The 25,935-nt window shown below is 73.5% G+C and carries 26 protein-coding genes; 13 read left to right on the top strand and 13 right to left on the bottom strand.

Annotation, left to right across the window (positions count from 1 at the left end):
* Nucleotides 1-144: 144 nt before the first annotated feature.
* A complete protein-coding gene (locus tag J2S44_RS34720; RefSeq protein ID WP_310422877.1) occupies nucleotides 145-1,116 on the top strand; it encodes a helix-turn-helix domain-containing protein in 972 nt (323 codons plus the stop codon).
* 15 nt (nucleotides 1,117-1,131) lie between these two features.
* Here J2S44_RS34720 and J2S44_RS34715 read toward each other — a convergent pair whose 3' ends face one another.
* Nucleotides 1,132-1,470 carry an Imm51 family immunity protein gene (locus tag J2S44_RS34715; RefSeq protein WP_310422875.1) on the bottom strand — a complete coding sequence of 113 codons (339 nt, stop codon included), beginning with the start codon at nucleotides 1,468-1,470 and terminating at the stop codon, nucleotides 1,132-1,134.
* Between the two features lie 137 nt (nucleotides 1,471-1,607).
* Here J2S44_RS34715 and J2S44_RS34710 point away from each other — a divergent pair, with 137 nt between their 5' ends.
* Nucleotides 1,608-2,129 carry a hypothetical protein gene (locus tag J2S44_RS34710; RefSeq protein ID WP_310422873.1) on the top strand — a complete coding sequence of 174 codons (522 nt, stop codon included), beginning with the start codon at nucleotides 1,608-1,610 and terminating at the stop codon, nucleotides 2,127-2,129.
* A 30-nt stretch (nucleotides 2,130-2,159) separates the two neighbouring features.
* Here J2S44_RS34710 and J2S44_RS34705 read toward each other — a convergent pair whose 3' ends face one another.
* From J2S44_RS34705 to J2S44_RS34695, 3 genes are all read right to left on the bottom strand, one after another.
* Nucleotides 2,160-2,801, bottom strand: a complete 642-nt coding sequence (locus tag J2S44_RS34705; RefSeq protein ID WP_310422870.1) for a response regulator — start codon at nucleotides 2,799-2,801, stop codon at nucleotides 2,160-2,162.
* A gap of 333 nt (nucleotides 2,802-3,134) precedes the next feature.
* Entirely contained in the window at nucleotides 3,135-4,712 is a 1,578-nt protein-coding gene (locus J2S44_RS34700) for a methyl-accepting chemotaxis protein (RefSeq protein WP_310422867.1), read from the bottom strand.
* A gap of 69 nt (nucleotides 4,713-4,781) precedes the next feature.
* Nucleotides 4,782-5,786, bottom strand: a complete 1,005-nt coding sequence (locus tag J2S44_RS34695; protein ID WP_310422864.1) for an NAD(P)-dependent alcohol dehydrogenase — start codon at nucleotides 5,784-5,786, stop codon at nucleotides 4,782-4,784.
* Nucleotides 5,787-5,957: 171 nt separating this feature from the next.
* Between J2S44_RS34695 and J2S44_RS34690 the strand changes: the two genes are divergently transcribed.
* Genes J2S44_RS34690 through J2S44_RS34675 form a run of 4 tightly spaced genes read left to right on the top strand, consistent with a single transcriptional unit; the run spans nucleotide 5,958 to nucleotide 9,588 of the window.
* Nucleotides 5,958-6,860: an ABC transporter ATP-binding protein gene (locus J2S44_RS34690; RefSeq protein WP_310422861.1), complete on the top strand. Its 903-nt coding sequence runs from the start codon at nucleotides 5,958-5,960 to the stop codon at nucleotides 6,858-6,860.
* Nucleotides 6,857-7,609 (top strand): ABC transporter permease, encoded by a 753-nt coding sequence (locus J2S44_RS34685; RefSeq protein ID WP_310422858.1) that lies wholly within the window; start codon nucleotides 6,857-6,859, stop codon nucleotides 7,607-7,609. Before J2S44_RS34690 ends, J2S44_RS34685 begins: the two co-directional genes overlap by 4 nt.
* A gap of 3 nt (nucleotides 7,610-7,612) precedes the next feature.
* A complete protein-coding gene (locus tag J2S44_RS34680) occupies nucleotides 7,613-8,287 on the top strand; it encodes a response regulator transcription factor (RefSeq protein WP_310422854.1) in 675 nt (224 codons plus the stop codon).
* Entirely contained in the window at nucleotides 8,284-9,588 is a 1,305-nt protein-coding gene (locus J2S44_RS34675) for a sensor histidine kinase (RefSeq protein ID WP_310422851.1), read from the top strand. The genes J2S44_RS34680 and J2S44_RS34675 overlap by 4 nt, the downstream gene beginning before the upstream one ends.
* Nucleotides 9,589-9,934: 346 nt before the next feature.
* Here J2S44_RS34675 and J2S44_RS34670 read toward each other — a convergent pair whose 3' ends face one another.
* The 5 genes from J2S44_RS34670 to J2S44_RS34650 all read right to left on the bottom strand — a co-directional run bounded on the left by J2S44_RS34670 (nucleotide 9,935) and on the right by J2S44_RS34650 (nucleotide 16,282).
* On the bottom strand, nucleotides 9,935-10,681 hold the full coding sequence (locus J2S44_RS34670; RefSeq protein ID WP_310422848.1) for a LamG-like jellyroll fold domain-containing protein: 747 nt from the start codon (nucleotides 10,679-10,681) through the stop codon (nucleotides 9,935-9,937).
* A gap of 183 nt (nucleotides 10,682-10,864) precedes the next feature.
* Nucleotides 10,865-11,251, bottom strand: coding sequence for a DUF6401 family natural product biosynthesis protein (locus J2S44_RS34665; RefSeq protein WP_310422845.1), 387 nt, complete (start codon nucleotides 11,249-11,251; stop codon nucleotides 10,865-10,867).
* A 131-nt stretch (nucleotides 11,252-11,382) separates the two neighbouring features.
* A complete protein-coding gene (locus tag J2S44_RS34660; RefSeq protein ID WP_310422842.1) occupies nucleotides 11,383-14,343 on the bottom strand; it encodes a M14 family metallopeptidase in 2,961 nt (986 codons plus the stop codon).
* A gap of 46 nt (nucleotides 14,344-14,389) precedes the next feature.
* Nucleotides 14,390-15,700 carry a hypothetical protein gene (locus J2S44_RS34655; RefSeq protein ID WP_310422839.1) on the bottom strand — a complete coding sequence of 437 codons (1,311 nt, stop codon included), beginning with the start codon at nucleotides 15,698-15,700 and terminating at the stop codon, nucleotides 14,390-14,392.
* Nucleotides 15,701-15,853: 153 nt separating this feature from the next.
* On the bottom strand, nucleotides 15,854-16,282 hold the full coding sequence (locus J2S44_RS34650; RefSeq protein WP_310422836.1) for a MarR family transcriptional regulator: 429 nt from the start codon (nucleotides 16,280-16,282) through the stop codon (nucleotides 15,854-15,856).
* Between the two features lie 41 nt (nucleotides 16,283-16,323).
* Here J2S44_RS34650 and J2S44_RS34645 point away from each other — a divergent pair, with 41 nt between their 5' ends.
* Together J2S44_RS34645 and J2S44_RS34640 are read left to right on the top strand one after the other, a co-directional pair.
* A complete protein-coding gene (locus J2S44_RS34645) occupies nucleotides 16,324-17,469 on the top strand; it encodes a PP2C family protein-serine/threonine phosphatase (protein ID WP_310422833.1) in 1,146 nt (381 codons plus the stop codon).
* Nucleotides 17,470-17,471: 2 nt separating this feature from the next.
* Nucleotides 17,472-17,795 carry an STAS domain-containing protein gene (locus tag J2S44_RS34640; protein ID WP_310422830.1) on the top strand — a complete coding sequence of 108 codons (324 nt, stop codon included), beginning with the start codon at nucleotides 17,472-17,474 and terminating at the stop codon, nucleotides 17,793-17,795.
* Nucleotides 17,796-17,799: 4 nt separating this feature from the next.
* On the opposite strand, the gene J2S44_RS34635 is transcribed toward J2S44_RS34640, so the two are convergent.
* A complete protein-coding gene (locus J2S44_RS34635) occupies nucleotides 17,800-19,068 on the bottom strand; it encodes a sugar efflux transporter (protein WP_310422826.1) in 1,269 nt (422 codons plus the stop codon).
* A gap of 24 nt (nucleotides 19,069-19,092) precedes the next feature.
* Nucleotides 19,093-19,701 carry a flavodoxin family protein gene (locus J2S44_RS34630; RefSeq protein WP_310422825.1) on the bottom strand — a complete coding sequence of 203 codons (609 nt, stop codon included), beginning with the start codon at nucleotides 19,699-19,701 and terminating at the stop codon, nucleotides 19,093-19,095.
* An 81-nt stretch (nucleotides 19,702-19,782) separates the two neighbouring features.
* On the opposite strand from J2S44_RS34630, the gene J2S44_RS34625 reads away from it, so the two are divergent.
* A complete protein-coding gene (locus J2S44_RS34625) occupies nucleotides 19,783-20,616 on the top strand; it encodes a DUF1028 domain-containing protein (RefSeq protein WP_310422822.1) in 834 nt (277 codons plus the stop codon).
* 62 nt (nucleotides 20,617-20,678) lie between these two features.
* On the opposite strand, the gene J2S44_RS34620 is transcribed toward J2S44_RS34625, so the two are convergent.
* Both J2S44_RS34620 and J2S44_RS34615 read right to left on the bottom strand, forming a co-directional pair.
* Nucleotides 20,679-21,506: an MSMEG_0568 family radical SAM protein gene (locus J2S44_RS34620; RefSeq protein WP_310422819.1), complete on the bottom strand. Its 828-nt coding sequence runs from the start codon at nucleotides 21,504-21,506 to the stop codon at nucleotides 20,679-20,681.
* 104 nt (nucleotides 21,507-21,610) lie between these two features.
* A complete protein-coding gene (locus tag J2S44_RS34615; RefSeq protein ID WP_310422816.1) occupies nucleotides 21,611-21,964 on the bottom strand; it encodes a CPCC family cysteine-rich protein in 354 nt (117 codons plus the stop codon).
* 211 nt (nucleotides 21,965-22,175) lie between these two features.
* Between J2S44_RS34615 and J2S44_RS34610 the strand changes: the two genes are divergently transcribed.
* The 4 genes from J2S44_RS34610 to J2S44_RS34595 all read left to right on the top strand — a co-directional run bounded on the left by J2S44_RS34610 (nucleotide 22,176) and on the right by J2S44_RS34595 (nucleotide 25,899).
* Nucleotides 22,176-22,442, top strand: a complete 267-nt coding sequence (locus J2S44_RS34610) for a hypothetical protein (RefSeq protein WP_310422814.1) — start codon at nucleotides 22,176-22,178, stop codon at nucleotides 22,440-22,442.
* 45 nt (nucleotides 22,443-22,487) lie between these two features.
* Nucleotides 22,488-23,876 carry a DUF4331 domain-containing protein gene (locus tag J2S44_RS34605; protein WP_310422811.1) on the top strand — a complete coding sequence of 463 codons (1,389 nt, stop codon included), beginning with the start codon at nucleotides 22,488-22,490 and terminating at the stop codon, nucleotides 23,874-23,876.
* 12 nt (nucleotides 23,877-23,888) lie between these two features.
* Complete coding sequence (locus J2S44_RS34600) at nucleotides 23,889-24,218, top strand: phospholipase (RefSeq protein WP_310422809.1); 330 nt, start codon at nucleotides 23,889-23,891, stop codon at nucleotides 24,216-24,218.
* 187 nt (nucleotides 24,219-24,405) lie between these two features.
* Entirely contained in the window at nucleotides 24,406-25,899 is a 1,494-nt protein-coding gene (locus J2S44_RS34595) for an RtcB family protein (protein ID WP_310422806.1), read from the top strand.
* The last annotated feature ends 36 nt before the right edge of the window (nucleotides 25,900-25,935 follow it).

Raw genomic sequence — 25,935 nt, 5'->3', positions numbered from 1 at the left:
TGGCTGATCGCGGCACCGCACACCCCCGTTTTCCCAGCTAGAACGCTTGATCCGGAACCGCCTGAACCGTACCTCAGACAGAGGGTTGCGCCCCACCTGTAATCGTGGCAATACTCGTTGTCTGAGCAGGAGGTGGGCGTAGTCATGACTGATCTTGGGTGGCGAGAGGCAGCGGACGAAAGAGAATTCCGCAGCACGCTCAAAACGCTACAAGAAAAGCGCGGCCTGAGTAACAAGGACCTCGCCGCGGCCATGCAGTTCCACCCGTCATACGTCAGCCACATCGTGAGCGGTCGCTGCGCGCCCACGCCGAACTTCGCGATGCGCGCGGACGCCGTGCTCGGTGCGGACGGTGAGCTGCTCAAGCTCTGCGCGAAGGCGCGGCACGGCGAGCCCGCCGACCCGGGCCGGCGCGCGATCGTCGCCCGCGAGGCCGAGCTGCCGGCACCGGGCACGTCCGAGCTGATCGTGGAGCGCGAGGAGGCCTCGGTCCGCTACGACGAGGCGTACCGGCGCTACCAGATCTCGATCCGCCGGCACCTGCTGAACCGCACGGCCGCGCCCGTCACCTGGTTCCCCGCGCACGTCGCGCCGGACGCGTCCCCCGACGACTACCAGGCCGCGAAGCGGCTCTACACCGCGCAGCCGATCAGCGACCGTGACCTCGGCTTCTACGCGCGGTACAACGGCCGCCCGGTCACCTGGGAGGTCGAGCGCGTCAGCGAGTGGCGCCGCGACATCGCGATCCGGTTCCGGCGCTTCGGGCTGCACGAGCCGATCTACCCGGGCGAGCGGGCCACGGTCGAGTACGGCTACCGCCTGCCGGAGACCCACTGGGGCGACTGGTTCGAGCGCGAGATCCGCTGGCTCACCAAGCAGCTGGTGGTGCGCCTCGAGTTCCCCCGCCACCTGGCCATGCACGTCGCCGGCGAGTTCTCCTCGATGAGCGGCGACCGCCCGCTCGACCCGCCCGCCACGGTCACCCCGCTCGGCGACCTGGACCGCTTCGAGTGGCGCAGCGACACCTGCCTCAAGCCCGGCGCCGCCGTCCGCTTCGCCTGGACCGTCACCGCCGCGACCCCGGCCCGCCGGCACGAGTTCCTGGTCGCGGCCTGACCCCGGGCGCCGGCGTCAGTCGTCGAACTCGAAGCCCTGCGCCTCCGCGCCGGTGACCAGCAGGCGGGCGCGGACCGCGTCGGTGGCGACCGGGGCCAGGTGGGTGGCCAGTTCCTCCAGCGCGGCCCGGTCGGCGCCGTAGGCGCAGAACATGCCGGCCTCCGGGTCGTAGCGGAACCGGCCCTCCAGGTGCGGGGCGTCGGCGCGGACGACGAGCTGGGCGACGCCCTCCCAGAAGTAGCCGTTCGGCTCGTGACCGAGCTCCTCGATGACCTCGTCGACCGGCGTGCTGCCGGCGTGCAGGATCAGCGAGTAGGCGCCGGGTTCGGTCTCGATCAGACTCAATGGATCCACCGGACCATGGTCGCATCCCGCGGCCGCGCGCCGGGACACGCGCGCGCCGAGTCCACCCGCGCGGGGTCGGCTGATCGTCCGCGGCGCGCCGGGGCGATGACGTACGCTCGGGCGCACCGACCAGATGAGAGGCCGTCGTGACCAGTGCATATTCCCCGGTGCCGGAGCTGAACCGGCTCAAGGACCTGCAGGACGAGGTGGGCTACGAGGAGTACGCCGACGGGTTCGGCCTGGACGACTGGGACGACAAGTCGGCGCTGCGGGCCGGCTGGTCGAAGGACCCGGAGTTCCTGAGCGCGCTGATCCCGTTCGCGCGGGCGACCGGTGGCGGTTCGTTCTACGCGCTGTGGCGGATCGACGACCGCGACGATCTCGCCACGCTGCCGGTGGTGGTCTTCGGCGACGAGGGCGGCCAGCACGTGGTGGCGCGCGATCTGCGCGAGCTGTTCCGGATCATGACGTTCGACGCCGAGCCGATGGTCGACTGGGACGGGGTGACCTACTACCGGGCCGAGGACGACGACCACCGGGACTCCCACGAGGCGTTCGTGGCCTGGCTCGGCGAGCCGGCGGTCACGGACGCGGCCCCGATCGTGGCGGCGGCGCAGGCGGAGTACGGCGAGCGTTTCGCCGCGTTCACCGGCCGTTTCCTGGACTGAACCGGTCCCGGACGGCGAACGGCGGGCGGCTCAGGGCTTGTGCTCGCCCAGCAGGCGGGTGGCGAGGACGGCGGCCTGGGTGCGGCGCTCCAGGCCGAGCTTGGCCAGGACGCTGGAGACGTAGTTCTTGACGGTCTTCTCCGCCAGGAACATCTTGCCGGCGATCTCCCGGTTGGTGAGGCCCTCCGCGACGTACTCCAGGATCCGGCGTTCCTGTTCGGTCAGCGAGCGCAGCTCGTGCGGCTCCTCGACGCCGGTGCGGATGCGCTCCAGGACGCGCTGGGTGACGGCCGGGTCGAGCAGCGACTGCCCCTGGGCCACCCGGCGGACCGCGTCGACCAGGTCGTTGCCGCGGATCTGCTTGAGCACGTAGCCGGACGCGCCCGCCATGATCGCGGCGAACAGCGCCTCGTCGTCCTCGTACGACGTCAGGATCAGGCCCTTGATCGACGAGTCGACCGCGCGCACGTCCCGGCACACGTCGATGCCGCTGCCGTCCGGCAGCCGCCCGTCGAGGATCATCACGTCGGGCCGCAGCGCGGGGATGCGCCGGGCGGCCTCCTGGGCCAGCCCGGACTCCCCGACGATCTCGATGTCACCGGCGGCGCCGAGCAGGTCGGCGATGCCACGACGCACGACCTCGTGGTCGTCAAGCAGGAACACACGAATCACCCCTCCTTTCTACCGCCTCCCGCCGGTTGACCACAGGGCCGAAGGTCCTTTCATGAGCGCAGCGCCGAAGGTCCCTTCATGAGCGCAGCGCCGGAGGTCCCTTCATGAGCGCCAGCGCCGAAGGTCCCTTCATGAACATCACGGGCGGCGGCACCCCGTCCCGGCGGGTCGGCCTCCGCACGCTCCCGCGGGCAACGGTCGGCCGTTGGCCGGCCTCCCTGCACGCACCGAGGCCGCAAGGACCGCCGACCGTCCCCGGAAACAGCGGGGCGTCATGCCCGTCGCCGCGACGACGGGCATGACGCCGCACGACCGGCCTCGTGGCCGGCGGGGTCAGTAGCGGAAGCCCGCCACGGCGGTGCGCAGCTCGCCGGAGATGCGCGCCAGGTCGCCGGCCGCGGTCTCGGTGGCGTGCGCGGCCTCCCGGGTCGCGGCCGTCACCTGCACGACCTCGCCGATCTGGCTGCTGATCTGGGAGGTGCCGCCGGCGGCCCGGTTCAGGTCGGACGTCATGCCGTTCGTGGTGGCGCTCTGCTCCTCCACGGCGGATGCGATGGTGTTCTGGTAGTCGTTGATCCGGCCGATGATCTGCCCGATCCCGGAGATCGACTCGACCGCCGTGCGCGTGTCCACCTGGATCGCCTCGATCCGGCGGCTGATCTCCTCGGTGGCCTTCGCGGTCTCCTGCGCCAGGTCCTTGACCTCGCCGGCCACCACCGCGAAGCCCTTGCCGGACTCACCGGCGCGGGCGGCCTCGATCGTGGCGTTCAGCGCGAGCAGGTTCGTCTGACCGGCGATCGCGGTGATCACCTTGACCACGCTGTCGATCTCCGCGGAGGACGTGTCCAGCTTCGTCATCAGCTCCTCGGCCTGCGACGCGACCCGGACCGCGTCCGCCGCGACCTGTGCGGCCTCGGTGGCGCTGACCGCGATCTCGCGGATCGCCGCGCCCATCTCCTCGGCGCCGCTGGCGACCGCGCTGACCCCGGCGGTCACCTCACCGGCGGCCTCGTCGATCGAGCTGACCCGGCCGGACGCCTCGTCCGTGTTGCTGGACAGCGTGCCGCTGGCGCGCTGCAGCTCGGTGGACCGCTCGGCCAGTCCGGCGCTGGCCTCCGCGAGCGTGCGGACGGCCGCGCGCATCTGCGCGTTCGCCTGGTGCACGGCCCGGGACATCCGCCCGATCTCGTCACCGGCGGTGTCGGCCGGGCGCTCGGTCAGGTCACCGGCCGCCATCGCGGCCAGCACCGACTCCAGCCCGGACAGCCGCCGGACCAGGCCGCGCGCCACCAGCAGCGACACCGCGGCGGCGAGGGCCACGCCGGCGACCAGCACGATGATGATCACGTTGCGTGCCTGGTCGGCGGTGCGCCGGGCGGCCGCGGCGGTCTCGGTGGCGTGCGCCTGGGACAGCTCCTTCAGCGCGGTCAGGTCCTCCATCGCGGTGACGATGGACGGGTTCAGCGTGCTGCTGCGGAACGCCTGCCACTCCTCGACCTTCCCGGCCTGCTTCAGCGCGGCGGACTGCTGGCGCAGGTCGAGGTAGACGGCCCAGTCGTCGGAGAACGTCGCCATCGCGGCGCGCTCCGCGTCGGTCACGGTCAGGCCGGCGTACTCCTCGATGCGTACCGACACCTGCTCGAGCATCGCCGAGGTCTCCTCGGCGTAGGCCTTGACCTTCACCGGGTCGGTGCCGGTCAGGTTCGACAGGCTGGCCCACCGGGAGTGCCAGATCAGCTGCTCGATGTCCTGGACCACGCTCAGCGGCCGCAGCGCCTCGTCGTAGACGGCCTCGGCGCGGTCCGCGATCGCGGACATCCGCACCACGCTCAGCCCACCGACCACCAGAGCCACGACCAGCCCGACCGCGGCCGTGGCCAGCAGGCTGGTGCGCATATTCAGGGACCGCATCCCAGTCACCTCTACCTCACGCCGGTACTTTTCCCTCAATTCGGCGTGATCGGCGCGATGCTGAGGAAGTCACACCACGGCGAGCACCAGCTTGGCCCGCGCGTGCTCCTGCTCCAGGTGGTGGACCGCCTCCGCGGCGGCGGTCAGCGGGTACGTCTTCTCGATCACCGGGCGGACCGCACCGGACTCGATCAGGTCGCGCAACGCGTCCAGGTACGCCGCGCGCGGCCGGATCTGCACCGGGATCAGCCGCTGCGGGCGCGCGGCCCGGGCCAGCAGCCGACCGCGGACCTGGACGGCCATCGGCCCGAACAGGCTGCCGCCCTCGAAGACGCCGCCGCCGGCCAGCAGCAGCGTGCCGGCCGGGGTGAGCGCGCGCCGGCAGTCCGTCAGGCTCCGGCGGCCGGTCAGGTCGAAGACGACGTCCCAGCGCCGGCCGAGCGCCGCGAAGTCGGTGCGGGTGTAGTCGATGACGTCCGTCGCGCCGAGCGACGCGACCAGTTCCGTGTTCCGGCCGCTGCACACGCCGGTGACCTCCGCGCCGATCGCGGCCGCGATCTGCACCGCGAACGTGCCGACGCCGCCGGACGCGCCGTTGACCAGCACCCGCTGTCCCGGCCGGACGCCGGCCAGGTCGCGCAGCGCGTACAGCGCGGTGCTGCCGGCCAGTGGCACGGCCGCGGCCTCGGTGAACGTCAGGTTGGCCGGCGTGGCCGCGAGACTGGTCGACGGCGCGACCGCGTACTCCGCGAACGCGCCACCGGCGTCGCCGAGGTCGCCGTGGACCGCGTCGCCGGGCGTGAACCGCTCCACGCCGGGTCCGACCGCCTCGACCACGCCCGCGATGTCCCGGCCGCGGATCGGCTGCTTCGGCCCGCGCCGGCCGAAGATCTCCGGGGCTGCCAGCCGGGCGATCCACGGGTCGCCGCGCATGATGTGCCAGTCCGCCGCGTTGACGGCGGCCGCGTGGACACGGACGAGAACGTCGCCGGGTCCGGCCACGGGCTTCGCGACCTCACCGACCTCCAGCACGGCCGGAGCCGCTCCGTACCGCTGCTGCACGATGGCCTTCATGCCCATCGACGGTAGGCAGCCGCCGGGACCGGCACCATCGGGGAGTTCCCTGGCGCCGCCCCTCAGGGTCGCGTGGCAGCGGCCCGACCGCGGCGTCCCGGCGGGCGCACGCACAGAGTTCGCACAGAAGCTCGGACGGAAGCGCCAGGTCGCGCTGTCAGGGTGATCGGCATGAGCCTGCGGATCGAGGCAAACGGCCTCACCAAGCGGTACGGCGCGATCCACGCCGTCGACGATCTGACGTTCACCGTCGAACCGGGCCGGGTGACCGGCTTCCTGGGGCCGAACGGCGCCGGCAAGACCACCACGATGCGGATGATGCTCGGGCTGGACGCGCCGTCGTCCGGCACCGTGACCGTCGGCGGAAAACCCTTCCGGGACCACACCGCGCCGATGGGTACGGTGGGCGCGCTCCTCGACGCCCGGGCCGCGCACCCGGGGCGCACGGCGTACCACCACCTGCTCTGTCTCGCGGAGAGCAACCACCTGCCGGCCCGCCGCGTGGACGAGGTGCTGGAACTGGTGGGTCTGGCCGGCGCGAGCCGGCGCCGGGCCGGTGGCATGTCGCTCGGCATGAGCCAGCGCCTCGGCGTCGCGGCCGCGCTGCTCGGCGACCCACCCGTGCTGATCTTCGACGAGCCGGTGAACGGCCTGGACCCGGAGGGGATCCGCTGGATCCGGACCCTGATGCGCGGGTACGCCGCGGAGGGCCGCACCGTGCTCGTCTCCAGCCACCTGATGAGCGAGATGGCGCTGACCGCGGACCACCTGATCGTGATCGGCCGCGGCCGGCTGATCGCGGACCGCCCGCTCGACGACTTCCTGCGCGACGCGGCCGCGCCCGGCGTGCTGGTCCGCACGGCCGAGCCGGAGCGGCTGGCCGCGCTGCTCGGCGCCGCGAGCGTGGAGACGGCCCCGGACGGCGCGCTGATCGTGCACGGGACGGACGCGGCCGCGGTCGGTGCGGTCGCGGCCCGGCACGGCGTCGCGCTGGCCGAGCTGAGCCCGCGCCGGGTCTCGCTGGAGGACGCGTTCATGAACCTGACCGCCGGAAGTCTGGAGTTCACCGCATGATCGGCACGCTGCGTTCCGAGTGGACGAAGATGCGCAGTCTGCGGTCCACGCCCGCGACCGTGGTGGTCGCGGTCCTCCTCGCGGTCGGGCTCGGCACGCTGGTCGCCCGCCGCTTCGGCACGGTCTGGGCGGACGCGCCGGCGGACGGCTTCGACCCGGTCGCGTCCAGCCTGTTCGGCCTGTTCATCCTGGCGCCGCTCGCGGTCGGCGCGCTCGGCGTGCTGTCGGTGACGTCCGAGTACGCCAGCGGCATGATCCGCACCAGCCTGTGGGCGGTGCCGCGGCGGGGCCGGCTGCTGGCCGCGAAGGCCGCCGTGACCGGGCTCGCCGGGCTGGCGATCGGCGCGGTGATGGCGCTCGGCACGTTCGTGGCCGGCCAGGCGCAGCTCGGCGGGGCCGGGGCGCCGCAGGCCGCGCTGACCGACCCGGGCGTGCTGCGGGCGATCGCCGGCACCGCGGTGTGGCTGGCCGGGGTGGCGCTGTGCGGCGTGGCGTTCGGCGCGCTGTTCCGGGCGACCGCGGGCGGGTTCGCCGCGCTGGTGGCGATGGTGCTGGTCGCGCCGCTGCTGGCCGGTGCGCTGCCGCCGTGGTTCGCCAAGTGGTGGCCGACGATGGCCGGGCAGCAGATCGCGTCGACCGTGCCGGACCCCGCGCTGCTCGGGCCGTACCAGGGGCTCGGCCTGATGTACGCGACGATCGCGGTGCTGCTGGCACTGTCCTACGGGGTGTTCCGCACGCGGGATGCTTGACGGATGGAGAGCCTGCTGGTGGTCGACGACGAGCCGACCGTGCGCGAGTTGCTGGCCGCCACGCTGCGATTCGCCGGTTTCTCGGTGTCGTCCGCGGCGACCGCGGCGGAGGCGCTGGACGCGGCCCGCCGCGAGCCGCCGGACCTGGTGCTGCTGGACGTGATGCTGCCGGACCTGGACGGGTTCGAGGTGGTCCGGCGGCTGCGGGACGGCGGGACCCGGGTGCCGGTGCTGTTCCTGACCGCCCGGGACGCGCCGGCCGACAAGGTGCACGGGCTGACGCTGGGCGGCGACGACTACGTGACGAAGCCGTTCGACCTGCAGGAGCTGCTGGCCCGGATCCGCGCGGTGCTGCGCCGCACCGGCGGGTCCGCGGCCGACACGCTGACCGTCGGCGAGCTGGAACTGGACCCGGCCGGGATGACGGTGACGCTGCGCGGCGCGCCGGTGCGGCTGTCCCCGACCGAGTTCCGGCTGCTGCATCACCTGATGCGGCACGCGGGGCGGGTGCTCACCAAGGCCGACATCCTGACCGACGTGTGGCGGTACGACTTCGGCGGCGAGACCAGCATCGTCGACACGTACATCAGCTACCTCCGCCGCAAGATCGACACCGGCGACCCGAAGCTGATCCACACCGTGCACGGCGTCGGCTTCGTGCTGCGGCGGCCGCGATGAGTCTCCGGGGACGGCTGCTCGCGATCTGCCTGGTGCTGCTGGCCGCCGGGCTGCTGGTGTCGGACGCGGTGGCGATCGGCTACCTGCGCCGGCACCTGGTCGACCGGGTCGACACACAGCTGCGGATGCTGGCCGGGATCGCCCGCGCGGTGCCGGTCTCCCCGGCCGGCCAGGAGCTGCTGGCCGAGCGGCTGGACATGGTCCCGGAGCTGTACGTCGCCGCGCCAGGCACGCCCGGCGCGCCGTTCGACCTGCGGCACGCGGACCGGCCGTACGAGTCGCGCGGCTGGCGGGTGCTGTGGTCGCCGCGCCCGGACGGCACCGGCGGCGTGGCGGTCGGCGTCCGGCTCACCGAGGTCGACGCGACCGTGCACCGGATGTGGCTGGTCACCGGCGGCACCGCGGCGGTCCTGCTGACCGTGCTCACCGTGGCCGGGTGGTTCGCGGTGCAGGCCGGGCTGCGGCCGCTGCGCCGGATCGAGGCGACCGCGGCGGCGATCGCGGGCGGCGACCTGGCGCACCGGGTGCCGGTCGGCGCGCGGCCGCGCACCGAGGTGGGCCGGTTGTCCGCGTCGCTGAACGCCATGCTGGAGCAGCTCGCGGCCGCGTTCGCCGCTCGGGAACGGTCCGCGGAACGCATGCGCGCGTTCCTCGGCGACGTCAGCCACGAACTGCGCACGCCGCTGTTCGCCATCCGCGGGTTCACCGAGCTGTACCGGATGGGCGGGCTGCCGGACCGCGCGGACGTGGACCGGACGATGGCGCACATCGCGCGCGAGTCCGGGCGGCTGGCCGCGCTCGCGGAGGACCTGCTGCTGCTGGCGCGGCTGGACGAGCCGGGCGTGCTGCAGGTGTCGCCGATGGACCTGCGCACGGTGGCGGCGGACGCGTACCTCTCGGTGCGCGGGCTGGACGCGTCGCGGCCGGTCACGCTGACCGGGCCGGGCGGCACCGGGCCGCCGGGCAGCGCGCCGGTCGCGGGCGACGAGGCCCGGCTGCGGCAGGTGGTGACGAACCTGGTCGGCAACGCGGTCGCGCACACGCCCGCGGGCACCGCGGTGCGCATCGGCGTGGGCACGGCCGGCGGCGAGGCGGTCGTCGAGGTGGCCGACGACGGTCCCGGCCTGACGCCGGACCGGGCCGCCCGGGTCTTCGACCGCTTCTACCGGGTGACCCCGGGCAGCGCCGGCCTGGGCCTGTCGATCGTCCACTCGCTGGTCGCCGCGCACGGCGGCCGGGTGGAGCTGGTCACCGCGCCGGGCGCGGGCGCGACGTTCCGCGTGCTGCTCCCACCCGCGTGACGGGCCCGCACCACACCGGCGGGCCGGCTCGCACCGGCGGTGGTGGACCGCACCTCCTACGGCATCGAATGCCCGGCCGCAGCGACGGACCGACCGCCCTGGGCACGGCCGCTCCCGCCGGTGTCCCGTGCCGGGCCACAGTGGCCGGGCGGCCGCCGCGCGGGCACAACCGCTCCCGCCGGTATCCGATGCCGGGCGACAGCGGTGACCCGGCCGACCGAAGGGGCGCGCCCACCGGCGGCGGCCCGGCCGCTCCGCGGGCGTGACGGCGCGGGCCCGGCACCGAGGTGCCGGGCCCGCGTCACGACCGGATCTGCCGGGAACCAGCCGGGAACCAGCCGGGAGTTCAGCCGACCGAGACGACGACGTCGTCGATGGCGCCGCCGAACGCGGTCTGCTTGGCGTTCAGGTTCTGGGCGCCGACGCGCAGCGGCAGGTTGTTGCTGATGCCGACCGTGGACGGGACCGCGACCGAGCCGCGGTTCTGGCCGTCCACCCAGATGATCAGCTGGGTGGCGGTCCGCTGGCAGCTGATGGTGTGCCACTTGTTGTCCAGCACGCCGGCCGAGGACTTCGCGATGTAGCGCTTCGCGCCCTTGCCGGCACCGGCGATCACGCAGGACGGCAGCTTCTTCTTGCCACCGATCTGCAGTTTCCACTGCCCCTGCGCGTCCGCGACGCCCTTCTGCAGGATGTTCGACTCGCTGCCGACCGCGGCCGCGGTGGCGGCGAGCGTCACGCCGTACGTGAACGGCTTGGTGCCCGGGTCGAGATCGGCGTCGTCGCCGCCCTCGAGGAGCACGCGCGGGCACTTGGCGGCGTTCTGGACGCAGCGGACCGGGAACGCGAGCGCACGCCCGGAGCCCTTGGTGACGTAGCGGACCGCGCCGCCGTCGGCCGCGCGCATCTTCAGCGGCAGGCCGCGCCCGGAGGCGTCGTTGACGGTGCTGGCGGCGCTGTCGAACGTGTACTTCGCGACGATCGTCGACGCGCCGGCCGCGGGTGCGGCGGGCGCGGCCGGAGCGGCGGTCGCCGTGGTGGCCGGCAGCAGCGCGAACGCGGCCGCGGCCAGCAACATGGTGGGAACCTTCATGCGGGCAGAGTAGTTTCGTCCGGTTTGATGGCAAAGCAACCGTGCCGTGCACAAAAGGACGATAAATCAGATCCGAGTGGTACGCCGTAAACGCGGGACGCCCCGCCGGAGCGGGGCGTCACCGGGCCCGGAACGCGGCACCCGGCCCGGCCGGAGCCGGACCGGGGTGCCGGCCGAACAGCGTCAGAGCACCGCGGCGTCCTCCGCGAGCATGCAGACCGCGACCAGCCGGAGCAGGTGCCACTCCGCGGTCAGCCAGTCCAGCGGCGCCACGTGCGCGCCGCCCGGGTCGGGCAGGAAGCGCCCGGCCCGGCGCGCGGCCGCCGCGATCGACCGGCCGTAGGCCGCGAGCCCGGTCGCGTCGACCGGCCGGCCGGCGTCGCGCAGCGACTCGCGGACCGCGGCCGCGTGCTGATCCACCGCCGCGAGCAGGCCGGCGTTGGCGTAGGCGGCCGTGATGCCGTCGACGCCCACCCGGGCCATGACCTCGTCCAGGAAGAGCAGGTCGGCGTTGAGCAGGAGCTCGGCGTCGAGGCCCTGGGCGGTCACCGCGGGGATGTCGTTGTTCATGCCGTGAACGTTAGGCAGTAAACACGCTGAGTGGTAGATGGGTAACTGAATGACAACCAACTGCACCCGGACCGGCTACCGATGCCGCGGAAAACAGCCAGAATGCCGACAAAGTTCTAAGGTGTGCGCGGTCACCGTACCCCCGAACGGGTCTTGGGCTTGATCTTCAGGTGGGTCATGGCGCGCCGGACCAGGTCGTCGCGCGCGGCCGGGGCCAGCCCCTCCAGGCCGAAACCGAGCAGCACCGTGTCCGGCGTGGTGATCACCGCGCCGTCCTCGAACACCCGCGTCGTGGCGGTCCAGCCGGCCGGCGCGGTCCAGCCGCCGAGGCCGTCCTCGAACGACGTGGCCGACACCGCGGTGCCGTCGACGACGACGGTGGCGTCGTCGACGACGGTGGCGTCGTCGACGAAGACGCCGAGGCCGGTGGTGGCCCAGTCGGTGACGTACGTGACGGCCACCTCGACCTCGGACCCGGCGTATCCGGACAGGTCCACGCTCCACCGCTGCCAGCCGCCGGACGCACCGGTCGCCGCGTTCCAGCGTCCGGTCGAGGCGCACGTGGCGCCGTCCTTGGTCAGGTAGCGGCTCAGCGCCGGGTGCAGGTCGACCGGGCAGCTCTCGCCGGGCGCGGTGCCGGTCCGGCCACCGGCCTCGGGCAGCGTGGTCCACTCGTCGGTCCCGGCCCGCCGCGCCTCGACGACCAGGAAGTCCCAGTTCTTCTCGATGTCGTACGACGTGGCGAACCGCAGCGACGCGTGCTTGCCGGCCGGCACCGTCACGCGGTGGCTGAGGCGCTGGTAGGCCGCGTCGCGCCGGCCGCTCCACACGTAGCGCTCGCCGGTGGCCGGGCCGAACGGCGCGGCGCCTCGCCGCTCCCACGCGACCGGCACGTGCGAGGAGCCGGGCGTGCTCAGGAACGTGGCGGTGTGCCGCTGGGTGTCGTCGAGCGTGCCGGTCCAGCCGCGGAACGCGCCGCCGGTGCCGGACAGCGGGTGCCGCTGCACGCCGCCGGCGTAGGTGTGCACGCCCAGCCAGTACTGCAGGAAGTCGTTGGACAGCCCGACGCACGCGGCCGACGCGGCGTCGGTGCACTCCCCCGGCCCGGTCTGGTGGTGGACCAGGCCGCCGTTGAGCGACTGCGGGTAGAACGCGTGCTGCCCGCCGGCCAGCAGCCGGCCGCCCTCGTTGAGGTAGTCGCGGACCGCCAGCTCGGTCGCGGCCGCGGCGCGGGTGGTGGTGCCGTTCGGCTGGCCCCGGTCCCGCGGGATCACGTCGTCGCCGGTCTCCCAGACCACGGCCCGGTAGTGGGACAGCACGCCGAGGTGGTGCGGCGCGGTCCGGCCACGCGCGTCGACGTCGTAGACGTCGGTGTCGAAGCCGGCCCGGCCGAGTGACCCGGTGTGCGCCGCGACGTGGCGGGCGGACGTGCCGGCCTGCTCCGGGCTGCTGCCGGTGACGTCCTCGGCCGCGAGCACGAGCACGTCACCGCCGATGTCGTCGGCGACGGTGTAGCCGAACCGCCCGCCGGTGACCGTCACGCCGTCCTTCTCGCCGCTGAACCACACCTCGACCCGGTCGCCGGGCCGCTGGCCGGGCACGGTGCCGCGCAGCTCCGCGAAGTAGCGGGTGCCGTCCGTGCCGTAGCGTTCGCCGCCGGTCCACCGCCGGACGGGCGCGGCCGCCGGCGTACCCCCGTTGATCCGGTAGTGCAGCCGGACGTGCCGCAACGCGCGCCGGGCGATCGTGGCGACCGGCTGGTCGGTGCCGTAGGAGACCGCGAACGGGTCGGCGACGAAGTCCGGCGTGGTGTGCGTCAGCGACGGGTCCTTCGCGGACGCGGCGACCGCCAGCGCGAACGGCACGTTCTTCGCGACCTCCGCCGAGATCAGCTTCTCGTCGTCCGGGAAGATGAAGTCGCTCGCGCAGTCCTCGGCCCGCCACCGGTCGTCGGGTACGGAGTCGGCCGCGACCGCGCAGGTGGACATCTCCGGCGTGAACCCGAGCGTGCCGTGGCGCTCGGCCGCGTGCGTGTCGGTGTCGCCGTTCGTGGTGTAGAGCTCCGCGGACAGGTCCGGGTCGTAGCCGGGCACGGCCGGGTGCGCGTCGTCGCCGGCCAGCGCCTGATGGATCACGTCGTCCGGCGAGGGCGTGGCGACCTGCCAGCCGACGCCGTAGAGCAGCAGTTGCGCGGCCGAGTGGTAGTTGACGAAGAACTCGAACCCGACCCGCGCGAACAGTCCGTCCAGCGCGCGCGTCTCCGGCTCGGAGCCGGCCGCGGTCCCCCGGTACGTCTCCGCGGCCGGGTCACCGGACGAGCCCTCGTCGTCGTACCCCCAGCGGTAGCCGAAGTTGCGGTTGAGGTCCACGCCGTCGCCGGGCCCGATCCGGCCGTCGCCGTCGTTGTCCCGCAGGTTCTTGCGCCAGAGCCGGTTGCCCTCGGTGAACGTGTGGTCGTAGCCGTCCGGGTTCGCGACCGGCAGGAACCACAGCTCGGTCGTGTCCAGCAGCCGGGTGATCTCCGGATCGGTGCCGTAGCCGTCGAGCACGTGGTGGTAGAGCCGCCGGATCATCTCCGGCGTGATCCACTCCCGGGCGTGCTGGGCGCCCGCGTAGAGCACGGCCGGCCGTTTCCCGTCCGGCACGCGGCGCGCGCCCGCGGTGACCTTCACCGCAAGGATCGGCTTGCCCCGCACGGTACGGCCGATCGTCTCGACCTTCGTCAGGTCCGGGAAGCGGGCCGCGGTCGCGGTCAGCTCGTCCCGGAGCCCGCCCGGCTCGCTGTACGAGCGGTACGCGGTCCACCCGGCCCGCGCCTGGGCGCGCAGCGCGTCCGAGGCCCGCTCGCCGCGCACGGTCCGGGGCGTGAGCCGGACGCCCCGCGCGGCGAGCCGGTCGGCCTGCCGCCGGGTCAGCACCGCCTCGACCGCGCCCGGGCCCGTCACCTCCAGGCCGGCCGCGCGCATGCGGTCGGCCTGGACCGCCGTGACCGTGCCGGTCCACACCTCGAGCTGGTCGGTCCCGGCGTCCGCGCGGGCGGGCCCGGCCGTGCCGATCGTGACAGCCAGCGCGAGCACCACGGCTGCTCTCATGCGTACCCCCGTCGTCGTCCTGTTCCCTCAACGACTGAGGGGCCGGTCAGGACAGCGGGTTCACTCCCTTGATCGCCAGGACGTACCAGGCGGTCGCGGCCAGGTGCCGGCTCGGGTAGTAGCCGGAGTCGGCGAAGCCCACGTGCAGCGGGCTGGACGCGGCCACCACGCCGGCCTTCTCCGGCAGCGGCCGGCCGCCGACGGTCTGCCCGCGGCCCAGCTCGGCCTGCGCGTCGGTGACCGGGTCGCGTTCGCGCAGCGCGTCGCGCGGCTCACCGGCCGCGCGCAGCGCCACCGCGTACTGCGCGGTGCCCTCGAACCAGACCGCCTGCGGGTCGGGCCGCGGCAGTCCCTCCTCGATCGGCCGGGCCGGGTCGGACGCCGGGCTGAGCGTGCTGACCGTGATCCCGCGGTAGCGCTGCCGGCCGGTCAGCTCGCTGTTCGGCGCGTCCGGCGTGTCGATGACGCGCAGCCGGCGGTCGACGAAGGCCAGCGCGCCGCGGTGCCGCTCGTCGCGCAGCGCCAGCCACGGATGGGTCTGCGCCTCGAGCGTGCGGGCGCCGTCGTCGAGCGTGTCACCGTCCGGCGAGCCGGCCGAGAAGCAGCACTCCTCCTCGCCGACGATCCAGGCCCGTTCGACGAAGCGCCGGGCGCGGTCCTGCTCCGCCTTCCAGCCCAGCCGGGAGAAGAGCGTGTAGAGGTCCGCGTTGTGGACGGTGGACTGCGCGGTGATCGGCGTGCCCTGCCGGTTCCGGCCGAGCGTGTAGCCGCCGAGCCGGCCGGCCGAGCGGGCCTCGTCGCGTACCCACCCGGCCAGCGCGGTCGCGGCGTCGAGACAGCGCCGGTCCCGGGTGCGCCGGTGCAGGGCCAGCAGCGCGAGCCCGGCCCAGGCCTGGTCGCCGGTGAACGCGGCGGTGAACCGGAACGGGCCGCCCGCGTCGACGGTGCCGTCCGGCGCGGTGAACCGGTGCGTCCAGGAGCGGTCACCGCGCCGGTAGGGCGCGACCGCGTACGCCTGGCGCAGCGGGCCGGTCCCCCACTCCGGGTCGTGGGTGCGCGCGTGCAGCAGCCCGTCGCCGATCGAAACGGCGCGTTTGACGTCGCCGAGCGCGAGGTACGCGAGGATCGTCAGCGCCGCGTCGTAGGTGAAGGCCGTACCCATCAGTCCGACCTGGTCGGAGTAGGACTGCGGCAGCCGCGGGCCGGCCGGGTCGTACGCGTCCGTCATCGCGTCCAGGAACCGGGCCGCCTGCACCCACGGCACGGCCGCCCCCGCGGTCCCGGCCGGCAGCGCGGCCCCGACCAGGCCGCCCGCGGCCGCTTTGAGCAGCAGCCGCCGCCCACCGACTGTCACCATTGGAGAACCCCCGTTGCTCCGCCCGATATGCACCTTTTACCCGAGGGTTGTTGCACAAAAGCCACGCCACGCCGCCCGGCGTTGAATAGTTGCCGTCCAGCAAGTATCTTTCTGCGCGGGAGGGGATGATTCGTGCGCGAACACCGGGCCGCTCTAGTCAGCGGCCTCACGGAACGCCTCGAGGCCGCGGCGCAGCGCCGCGCGGTCGTCGGGCGTCATCCGGGCCAGCACCCTGGCCAGCCGCTCCCGCCGCCGGGCCCGCATCTCGGCCAGGAACCGGCGGCCGGACGGCGACAGGCGCACCAGCACCTCACGCCGGTCCGCGTCGGACTGCCGGCGGTCCAGCAGCCCGGCCGCGACCAGCCGGTCGCTGAGCCGGCTGGCGGAGGAGAGCACCACACCGAGGCGGTCGGCGAGGCCCCGCAGGTTGACCCCGGCGGGCAGCGACTCCAGCGTCAGCACCGCGCGCAACTGCGACGCGGACAGCGACTGGGGCAGGTCGTCGTCGAACGCGGTCAGCAGCCCGTCCGCCGCCGCGTCGACGGCGGCGGCGGCGACGTCCGGATCACCGTCGGAAGCCATGGTGCAGGCAAGACTATCCTCGTTCGCCCGCGGGAGGCACGATGCACGATCGTCTGATCGGCGCCCAGCGGACGCTGATGTCGGCACCGGCCCACCAGATCGTGGAACACCTGTCGGAATACCTGACGAAGCAGTACGCGATCGCCGCGCTGGACCTGTTCCAGATCGACTACCGGCTCAGCGAGCTGGTGCCGCTGGACGGCGGCCCGGCCGTCACCCACCCCGGCGCACCGGCCTGGCGCGCCTTCGACCACCTGGCCGAGGTGGTGGACGGCGCGGCGCTGTGGCTGCCCGTCTCGGTCCGCGGTGACCGGCTCGGCGTCATCCGGGTCACGCCCACGCCGGACGACCCGCACCTGCGCGCGGAGCTGGCCGAGGTCGCGGACCTGCTCGGTCACGCGCTGGTCGCGGCGCGCGAGGGCACCGACCGGTACGCGGTGGCCGCGCGTACGAAACGGCTCACGCTCGCGGCCGAGATGCAGTGGGGGCTGCTTCCCGGTCGGGGCCGCACCGGGCCCGCGTTCGCGCTGGCCGGGCAGCTGGAGCCGGCGTACGCGGTGCGCGGCGACACGTTCGACTGGTCGGACGACCCGGACCGGCTGCAGGTCGTGGTGATAAACGGGCACGGCGAGGGGGTGGCCGCGGCCACCCTGACCTGCCTGGCGATGAACGCGCTGCGCAACGCGCGCCGGGCCGGGCTGGACGTGGCGGACCAGGCCACGCTCGCGGACCAGGCGATCTACTCCTACCACCGGGGTGCGCAGCACATAGACGCACTGCTGCTGGACCTGGACCTGAACACCGGCGTGGTCACCGCGGTCGACGCGGGCTCACCGCGGCTGCTGCGGCTGCGCGACGGCGAGATCAGCGCGGTCACGCTGGAGGCCCAGGACCCGCTCGGCATGTTCGACGGCACGATGTACACCACGCAGACGTTCACGCTGGAGCCCGGCGACCGGCTGTTCGTGGTCAGCGACGGGATCGTGGAGGCCACCGCGCGCGGCACCCGGTACGGCGACAGCCTGCTGGACCGGTTCCTGGCCCGCAGCGGCGCGCTGTCCCCGCTCGCCGCGGTCCGCTCGGTGATCGGCGACCTCCGCGCGTTCATCGGCGGCGAGTCGATCGACGACGCGGTCGCGGTCTGCCTGGACTGGACACCGCCGGGCCGGGGAGACGACCGAGGGTAGAGATGACGGACCTGATGCTGCGACGCGACGACCGCCCGGACGGTGGCCTGACCGTCCATGTGGGCGGCGAGATCGACGGCGCGACCGCGCCGGCGCTGCAACGCGCGCTGCTGGACGCGGTCGCGACCGCACCCCGGCACCTGCTGATCGACGGTGCCGAGGTCTCGTTCTGTGACTCGCGCGGGCTGGCCGCGCTGATCGCGGCGTGGCGCGCGGCCGGTGCCGCCGGCGTGCCGCTGACGCTGCACCCGAGCCCACGCCTGCGCCGCGTGATGTCCCTGGCCGGCATCGACACCCTGATCGACCTGGCGGAGAGCCCGCGGTGACCGGTCACCGCGGGTAGGCGCGGCGGGTGATCAGGAGCAGCACCAGGCCGGCGGCGCAGAGGACGGCGGCGAACGGGTACGCCCAGCGGATGCCGAGCGTCTGCGCGACGCCGAACAGCGGGCCGGCCAGCATCGCACCGATCGTGTAGGTGTTGCTGTACAGCGTGGTCGCCCGGCCCGGCTCACGCGGCAGCATGTCCTGGACGTAGGAGATGCCCAGCCCGGTGACCGCCGCGATGTAGCCGGCGTTGAGCAGCTGCCCGGCCAGCAGCATCCACACCTCGGTGGCCAGCCCGGCGAGCCCGTAGTAGGCGGTGCCGAGCACCGCGCCGCCGAGGATCAGCCCGCGCAGCGGCAGCCGGGTGGCGAGCGCGCCGGAGCCGAGCATCAGCGGGATCTCCAGCGCCGCGCACAGCCCGAGGATCAGACCGGACGCGCTGGTCTCGCCGCCCAGGTCCTGGGTGACGAACAGCGGCAGCGCCTGGATGCCGAGCGTGAGCGGCGTCTGCAGCAGCGTGAACCCGGCGACCGTCACGGCCAGCACCCAGCCGGGCGCGTTCGGCCGTTGCGGGAACGAGCCGGCCGGCCCGGTGGGCGGCAACGCGTCCGGTCCGGCGGGCGGCGGCGGGCCGCCGGCGTGCTGCGGGCCGCCGGCGTGCTGCGGCACCGCGGCCGGGACCGGTGGCGGCTCGGCCAGCCAGGCGAGCGCGACCAGCACGGCGACCGCGAACGCGGCGGCCGCGAGCAGGTAGACGTACCGGAAACCGCCGGCGGACTGCACCACGGCCGCGATCGGCGGGCCACCGACCCAGGCCGCGGAGTAGAGCATGCGCAGCGTGCTGATCGCCATCGCGGACCGGCCGGCGTCGACGCGCGCGAGCGCCTGCCGCGCGTACGCGAACGACTGCGGGAACGTGGTCTGCGCGAACGCGGTGACCGTGACCGCGAGCGCGAGCAGCACCCAGAAGTCCCGGACGTACGCGGCCGCGACCATGCCCGTGACGCCGGCCACGCCGGTGGCGACCAGCAGCGCGCGCCGGATCGGGTACCGGTCGGAGAGCCGGCCGGCGACCGTGGACACGGCCACCGCCGCCAGCGGCGACGCGACCAGGAACAGCGTGATCTGGGCCGGGCCGGCCGCGACGTCGGTGCTGAGGAACAGCGACAGCAGCGGCGAGAACACCGCACCGGACAGCCCGGCCGCGACGCAGATGACCCCGAGCGGCAGCAGCAGCCGCAGGAGACCGCGCCGTTCCGCAAGATCGCTCAGCACCGGGCCAGGTTACGCCCCGCGATCTCAGCCTGCCGGAGGGTACGGCTCCTTCGCCAGCAGGTGGGCCAGGTGCGCGGTGTTGGCCGCGAGCGTCTTGGTGGCGCTGCCGGTGGTGTCCGGCTTCGGCCCGGCGTCCCGGTAGTCCACGCCGCCCATCGCCTCGCCCACCCAGTAGGTCGAGCCGGCCGCGGCCGCGGTGAAGCCGACGTCGTTGAGCGCCTGCAGCACCTCCGCGACCACGTGGTGGGCACCGTCCTCGTTGCCGACCACGGCCACGGCCGCGACCTTGCCGAACGTACGCATGCGGCCCTGTTCGTCGGTCTCGGACAGCTCCGCGTCGAGGCGCTCCAGGACCATCTTGCAGACGCTGGACGGCTGGCCCAGCCAGATCGGCGTGGCGATGACCAGGATCTGCGCGTCCATGATCTTCGCGCGGATCGCGGGCCACGCGTCGCCGTCGCCCTCGTCCGTGGTGACGCCGAACTTGACGTCGTGGTCGGCGACGCGGACGAACTCGCCGTCCACGTCGTGGTCCGCGAGCGCGGTGAGCACCTCGCGGCCGAGCAGCTCCGAGCTGGACGGTTCGTCGGAGGACTTGAGCGAGCAGCCGAGAACGATCGCGCGCAACGTCATGTGTTTCCCTTCCGGTTCGGCGGGCGCCTGACCGCGGCTTACCCGTCGCGGGAACGCACAAACCGGGGGTAGGTTCGCGCGGTGACGTTCTCGATCGTGGGGCGGTCGGCCGACGGGCGACTGCACGGTGTGGCGGTGGCGAGCAAGTTCCTGGCGGCGGGCGCGCTGGTGCCGGCCGCGGAGGCCTCGCTGGGCGCGGTGGCGACGCAGGCGCATCTGAACCTGTCATACCGGCCGCGGGGCCTGGACCTGCTGCGGGAGGGCCGTTCCGCGGCGGAGACGGTGGCGGCGCTGGTCTCCGGCGACGGTGAGCGGGACCATCGGCAGGTGGGCGTGGTCGGCCCGGCCGGCGACGGCGCCGCGTTCACCGGTGCGGCCTGCCACGACTGGGCCGGGCACCTGACCGGCGACGGCTACGCGATCCAGGGCAACATCCTGGCCGGCCCGCGGGTGCTGGAGGCGGTGCGGGACGCCTGGCTCGACCCCGCGGCCGCGGCCGGGCGATTCGCCGAACGGCTGCTGCGCGCGCTGGCCGCGGGCGACCGGGCCGGCGGTGACCGGCGCGGCCGGCAGAGCGCGGGACTCTACGTGGTGTGCAAGGGCGGCGGTTACGGCGGCACCGGGGACGTCCTGGTCGACCTGCGCGCCGACGATCACCCGGACCCGGTGACGGAACTGTTCCGGCTGCTCGGCATCCACACCATGCTGTTCGAGAAGCCGGACCCGGCCACCCTGCTGGACCTCACCGGCGACCTGGCCGCCGAGGTGACGGCGCGGCTGACGGAGCTCGGCCACCCGGTCACCACCACGCTGGACGACGCGCTGGCGAGCTGGGCCGGGATCGAGAACCTGGAGGAGCGCCTGGTCCCGGCGCGGATCGACCCGCTGGTGCTCGACCACCTGCGCGCACGCTGAGGTCCGGCCCGGCCCGGCGCGCCGGGTGCGGGACCGGCCGGGCCGGTGCGCGGTGCGCCCGCTCAACCGATCGCGGCCGCGCGGCGGGGCATGCCCGCGCCACCGGCCAGCCCGTGCGCGGCCAGCAGCGCGTCCACGGCCGCGGTGATCATCGCGACCCGCTCGGGCGGCGGCCCGGTCCGGCCGTCGCGGTGCGCGAGCGTGCCGGGCAGGGGCCGCAGCGGCACGACGAACGGGTGGATGCCGCGCGCGACCAGCCGCCGGGCGCCGTCGATCAGGTCCTCCGGGCGTTCGCCGAGCCCGATCAGCAGGCAGGTGGAGACGTGGTCGCGGCCGAACACCCGCACGGCGTGCTCCCACGCGGCCTCGTACTGGGCGAGCGGGATCCGGGCCTTGCCGGGCAGCCACCGGCGGCGCAGCCGGTCGTCGAGCGTCTCCACGTTCATGCCGATCGCGGTGACGCCGGCCGCCCGCAGCAGCCCGAGCGCGGCCAGGTCGGCCGGGGGTTCGCAGGTGACCTGCACGGGCACGGCCGGGCCGATCGCGGCGCGGATCGCGCGCACGCACCGGGCCAGGTACCGCGCGCCCCGGTCCGGCCCGGGCCCGGTGCCGGTGGTCAGCGACACCCGGCGGACGCCGTCCAGCCGCACGGCCGCCCGCATCACCTCGGCGAGCTGCGCGGGCCGCTTGACCGGCAGCGTGCCGTCCGGCTCCCGCAACGGCTCCTCGATCGCGCAGAACCGGCAGCGGTCCGGCTCGGCGTAGCGCACGCACGTCTGCACGACCGTGGACGTGACGAGTCCGGCCTCGGGCATGCGGGCGATCCGGTGGTACGCCGTACCGTCGGCGGTGCAGAGGTCGTAGAAGCGGGGGCGCGGGGGCGCGGCCATCCCAGAATCTTCGACGGTGACCTATATCGCGGGGGTTTCGGGGGCGACAAGCTCCGGTGAACGCGACCTCACGTCCACTGTGGCCGCCACGTGAGGCCGGTCGTTCACGGCATCTCGTCCTCGCGCGGTTTGCGCACCACGTCCAGGTACCGACGGTGACTCGCGCCGTAGATCGCGAAGTTGAGTCGTGCCTCGTCGAGGCTGAGATCTCCGTTCGGACCACCCTTGGCGACCTTCGCGTCCCGGTCGCTCGATCCGTCCTCGGTCCAGAAACACACCGGGCACGTACCGCCCCCGGTTCGGTACCCGCAACACGCACACCGGCTGACTACAAACTGCTCCACCCCGGTTACCTTGCCATGCCGCCCCCGGCGCGGGTAGACCGGAGTTCCTCTCGTCCGGCGGGTGGATTCCCGGGCCGTTCCGGCACCCGGGCAGAGACTTCCACACAGGGACATCCGGAGCCGCGGGCGGCGTGGATGGGTCCGTTCACCCGCAATTACACGTGACATAGGTCACAAACTGTGCGTGAGCTGTGCGTATGTGGATCACGCCGAAAACCGGTCGAACCATCGCGGCTCCCGGTCGCGTACTCATGGGCGCCTCGCTGAATCACCCGACACACCGCCGCTCCTTTCCGGAAGGCGGCGGCGGAAAGAAGGAATGACGATGTTTCGAAACAGCTCGCGGCCCGCGGTGTCGCGCCGCAAGGTGCTCATCGGTGCCGGCACCGCGACGGTCGGAATCGGTACGGCCGCCGTGGCCGGATTCGCCGCCGCGCAGGGGAACGGCGCCGAGTCCGACGACGCGATCGTCGTCCAGGTGGTCAATGCGCGCGAAGGACTGCTCAGCATCTTCGTCGGCGAGCGGGTGATCGAGGTCAAGGACAAGGGTCTCGCGTCCGACCTGGTCAACGCGGCCAAGAAAAAGCAGTAGCTCTCCCTTCCCTCGCCCTTCTCCCGACTCGAAGAGGTAACCAGCATGTCTTCGCACCGCGAGGCCCCCGAGATCTCGAAGGACCCGGTCGCCGACAGCACCGACCTTTACGCGTTCGTCAGCCCGGACAAGCCGGACACCGTGACGATCATCGCGAACTATCTGCCGCTCCAGGTCCCGTCCGGCGGACCGAACTTCTTCGAGTTCGGCGACGACGTGCTCTACGAGATTCACATCGACAACAACGGTGACGCGCAGGCGGACCTCACCTATCAGTTCCGGTTCCGGACCGTCATCAACAACGACAAGACGTTCCTCTACAACACCGGGCCGATCGAGTCGCTGGACGACCCGGACTGGAACCGCCAGCAGTTCTACACGGTCACCTGCGTCGACATGCACGGCAAGGCCACCGTGCTGGGCAAGGACATCCCGTGCCCGCCGTGCAACATCGGCCCGTCGTCCACGCCGGACTACGCCAAGCTCGCCAAGGACGCGGTCTACAAGCTCGAGGGCGGCGCACGCGTCTTCGCCGGGCAGCGCGCGGACGGCTTCTTCGTCGACCTCGGCGCGATCTTCGACCTGGGCACGCTGCGGCCGTTCCAGAACCTGCACGTGACCGGCAAGAACATCTTCGACGCGGCCGGCGACGGCGTGAACACGCTCGACAAGACGAACGTGCACAGCATCGCGCTGCAGCTGCCGATCACGTCGGTGACCAAGGGCGGCAAGAAGTACGAGTACACCGACGCCGAGGCGACGATCGGCGTGTGGACCACGGCCAGCCGCCGCCAGGTCCGGGTGCTGCACGGCAACAAGGGCAACGACCTGGACCTCGGCCCGACCGTGCAGGTCTCCCGGCTCGGCAACCCGCTGTTCAACGAGGTCATCGTGCCGATGGCGCAGAAGGACCAGTTCAACGCGCTGGAGCCGAAGGAGGACAAGCGGTTCGCCGAGTTCGTGGCCCGGCCCGAACTGGCGACGCTGCTGCCGGTGCTCTACCCGGACGTCTTCCCGAACCTGGAGAAGCTGGTCGCGGACAAGACCGACCGGGCGGACCTGCTCGCGATCCTGCTCACCGGCATCCCGGAGGGCATCATCGACGGCTTCCAGAACTTCACCGGCGAGACCCAGGCCGACCTGCTGCGCCTCAACACCGCGATCCCGCCGGCCGCGGAGCCGAACGCGTTCGGCCTGGTCGCCGGCGACGCGGCCGGCTGGCCGAACGGTCGCCGCCCCGAGGACGACGTGGTCGGCATCGCGCTGCGGGCGGTCGCGGGCGCCACGTTCCCGCTGATCGACAAGGACTTCACGCCGGACGAGGCGACCGCGCTGCTGGAGCAGGGCATCACCGCGGCCGACGTCACCGCCGGGTTCCTCGGCCACTTCCCCTACCTCGGTCTGCCGTACGACGGCTTCAACAACCCGTCCTGAGGAGCGCTCGCCATGCACACGCACCACCACCACAACTACGGCACCTCCGAGACCGGCAGCGTCATGCTGGACATCGGCCGGGACACCGGCGCGCTGGTCATCTACACCGGACCGGAGCAGCAGGGACTGGAGATCGAGATCAGCCCGCTGGACACGCTCACCGCGGCCCGCACCCACGTGGCCGTCCGCGAGCGCCTGATCAACCACGGCAAGCTCTACTGCGCGGTCTACCCCAGCCTCCCGGCCGGCCGCTACGCGGTCTGGCGCGGCGAGTCCGAGCAGGCCGGCACGGTCACCATCGCCGCCTCCCGGGTCGCCGAGTTCTCCTGGCCCGCCAACTGACGTCGTGCTCGACGCGGGAGCCGAGGCCCGGCTTCCGCGTCACAAATCACTTGATCACCTTTCCTATGCTGGTCGTAAGACCTCGCGGCTGCTGAACCGTCAGGCACCACCACGCACCGGCGCACGGCCGACATCGTGCGCCGATGCCCCGTACCCACGTGTCAGCAGTTCTGCGAAAGGTTTCTCGATGCCCCTCGTGCATCGGCCGGACCCCCGACTGGTCCGGCTCGACGACAACTGGCTCTCGCTGCCCAACCCGTACGACGTGCCGGTGGAGATCTGCGCCGGCCCCGACGTGCCGCTGGAGACCGCGGCCGTGGACGAGCTGCTCACCGTGCTGGAGACCGCCGGCACGCTGCGCGCGCTGACCACGGCAGGCGCCGGGACCGCACCGCGGATCGAGCGGGTGGTCTGCACACCGGACTTCCACAAGGGCGCCGGCATCCCGATCGGCACCGTGATCCAGACCGCCGGCGCGCTCCTGCCGCAGGCCGTCGGCAACGACATCAACTGCGGCATGCGCGTCGAGGCGACCGCGCTGACCGTCGACCGGGTCCGCCCGCACCTGGACGCGCTGGAACGCCGTCTGCGGCACCTGTTCTTCGAGGGCGGGCGGCGCATCGGCCTGACCGCCGGACAGCGCGCGGGACTGCTGCGGTACGGGCTGCCCGGGCTCCTCGGCGACGGCGTTCCCGACTCGCCCGGCGGGGCGTGGGCGCAGGTCCGGCCGGACGACACGACCGGGCTCGACGGGCGGCTGCACGCGACCGGGTTCCCGGTGGCGTCCGCGGCCGGGTTCGAGGACTGGATCTCCAGTGGCGGCGGCGTCAGCTACGACAGCATCATCGGCAGCGTCGGCGGCGGGAACCACTTCGCGGAACTCCAGTACGTCTCCGCCGTGCACGACGGGGCGGCCGCGCACGCGTGGGGTCTCGCGCCGGGCCGGGTGGTGCTGATGGTGCACAGCGGCTCGCTGTCGCTCGGCCACCAGGCCGGCGCCATCGGCCGGGACGCGGCACGGGCCGCCTGGCCGCGCGGCGTGCCGATGCCGCGCAACGGGATCCTGCCGCTGCTCGACCCGGCGCGTTACCTGACCGCGTTCGCGAACGCGGCGAACTTCGCGATCGGCAACCGGTTCTTCCTCGCCATGATGCTGCGCGCCGGGCTGGCCGACGTCGCCGGTGAGGTCGGCGCCCGGCTGATCTACGACGCGCCGCACAACCTGCTCCGCCCGGCCGCGGACGGCACCGTGCTGCACCGCAAGGGCGCCACGCCGGCCGGCGGCCCCACCGGCGACCCGGACCGGTTGTGGGGCGAACCGGTGATCGTGCCGGGCTCGATGGGCGCGCCCAGCTATCTGCTGCGCGGGCTCGGCGAACCACGTGCGCTCGGCAGCGCCGCCCACGGAGCCGGCCGCCGGGTGCCGCGTGGCGCCGCGGCCCGGGGCAGCGACGCGGACCTCGACGCGTTCCTGCGCGACTTCCGGGTGGTCACGCCGCTCGACCACCGCGACCCGGCGGTGCTGGCGCGGCGAGACATCATCGACGCGTGGCGCCGCGACCTGAAGCAGGAGGCGCCCTGGGCCTACAAGGACGTGGCACCGGTGGTCGACAGCCTGCGCGGCGCGGGCGTCGCGTCCCCGGTGGTGGAGCTACGGCCGCTGCTGACGGTCAAGGGCTGACCGCAGCGGGGGTACGGGCGGCAACCCGTACCCCCG

This window comes from Catenuloplanes niger (assembly GCF_031458255.1).
GTDB lineage: Bacteria > Actinomycetota > Actinomycetes > Mycobacteriales > Micromonosporaceae > Catenuloplanes > Catenuloplanes niger.
This window is presented reverse-complemented; position numbering and strand designations above follow the sequence as displayed.

Excerpts from the sequence above, each read along its gene's own strand:
- J2S44_RS34650 (WP_310422836.1), bottom strand. The coding sequence starts at position 16,282 with ATGGCTTCCGACGGTGATCCGGACGTCGCCGCCGCCGCCGTCGACGCG.
- J2S44_RS34640 (WP_310422830.1), top strand. The coding sequence starts at position 17,472 with ATGACGGACCTGATGCTGCGACGCGACGACCGCCCGGACGGTGGCCTG.
- J2S44_RS34630 (WP_310422825.1), bottom strand. The coding sequence starts at position 19,701 with ATGACGTTGCGCGCGATCGTTCTCGGCTGCTCGCTCAAGTCCTCCGAC.
- J2S44_RS34605 (WP_310422811.1), top strand. The coding sequence starts at position 22,488 with ATGTCTTCGCACCGCGAGGCCCCCGAGATCTCGAAGGACCCGGTCGCC.
- J2S44_RS34690 (WP_310422861.1), top strand. The coding sequence starts at position 5,958 with ATGAGCCTGCGGATCGAGGCAAACGGCCTCACCAAGCGGTACGGCGCG.
- J2S44_RS34720 (WP_310422877.1), top strand. The coding sequence starts at position 145 with ATGACTGATCTTGGGTGGCGAGAGGCAGCGGACGAAAGAGAATTCCGC.
- J2S44_RS34615 (WP_310422816.1), bottom strand. The coding sequence starts at position 21,964 with ATGTCCCTGTGTGGAAGTCTCTGCCCGGGTGCCGGAACGGCCCGGGAA.
- J2S44_RS34645 (WP_310422833.1), top strand. The coding sequence starts at position 16,324 with ATGCACGATCGTCTGATCGGCGCCCAGCGGACGCTGATGTCGGCACCG.
- J2S44_RS34595 (WP_310422806.1), top strand. The coding sequence starts at position 24,406 with ATGCCCCTCGTGCATCGGCCGGACCCCCGACTGGTCCGGCTCGACGAC.
- J2S44_RS34685 (WP_310422858.1), top strand. The coding sequence starts at position 6,857 with ATGATCGGCACGCTGCGTTCCGAGTGGACGAAGATGCGCAGTCTGCGG.
- J2S44_RS34660 (WP_310422842.1), bottom strand. The coding sequence starts at position 14,343 with ATGAGAGCAGCCGTGGTGCTCGCGCTGGCTGTCACGATCGGCACGGCC.
- J2S44_RS34700 (WP_310422867.1), bottom strand. The coding sequence starts at position 4,712 with ATGCGGTCCCTGAATATGCGCACCAGCCTGCTGGCCACGGCCGCGGTC.
- J2S44_RS34620 (WP_310422819.1), bottom strand. The coding sequence starts at position 21,506 with ATGGCCGCGCCCCCGCGCCCCCGCTTCTACGACCTCTGCACCGCCGAC.
- J2S44_RS34610 (WP_310422814.1), top strand. The coding sequence starts at position 22,176 with ATGTTTCGAAACAGCTCGCGGCCCGCGGTGTCGCGCCGCAAGGTGCTC.
- J2S44_RS34675 (WP_310422851.1), top strand. The coding sequence starts at position 8,284 with ATGAGTCTCCGGGGACGGCTGCTCGCGATCTGCCTGGTGCTGCTGGCC.
- J2S44_RS34695 (WP_310422864.1), bottom strand. The coding sequence starts at position 5,786 with ATGAAGGCCATCGTGCAGCAGCGGTACGGAGCGGCTCCGGCCGTGCTG.
- J2S44_RS34680 (WP_310422854.1), top strand. The coding sequence starts at position 7,613 with ATGGAGAGCCTGCTGGTGGTCGACGACGAGCCGACCGTGCGCGAGTTG.
- J2S44_RS34655 (WP_310422839.1), bottom strand. The coding sequence starts at position 15,700 with ATGGTGACAGTCGGTGGGCGGCGGCTGCTGCTCAAAGCGGCCGCGGGC.
- J2S44_RS34600 (WP_310422809.1), top strand. The coding sequence starts at position 23,889 with ATGCACACGCACCACCACCACAACTACGGCACCTCCGAGACCGGCAGC.
- J2S44_RS34670 (WP_310422848.1), bottom strand. The coding sequence starts at position 10,681 with ATGAAGGTTCCCACCATGTTGCTGGCCGCGGCCGCGTTCGCGCTGCTG.
- J2S44_RS34665 (WP_310422845.1), bottom strand. The coding sequence starts at position 11,251 with ATGAACAACGACATCCCCGCGGTGACCGCCCAGGGCCTCGACGCCGAG.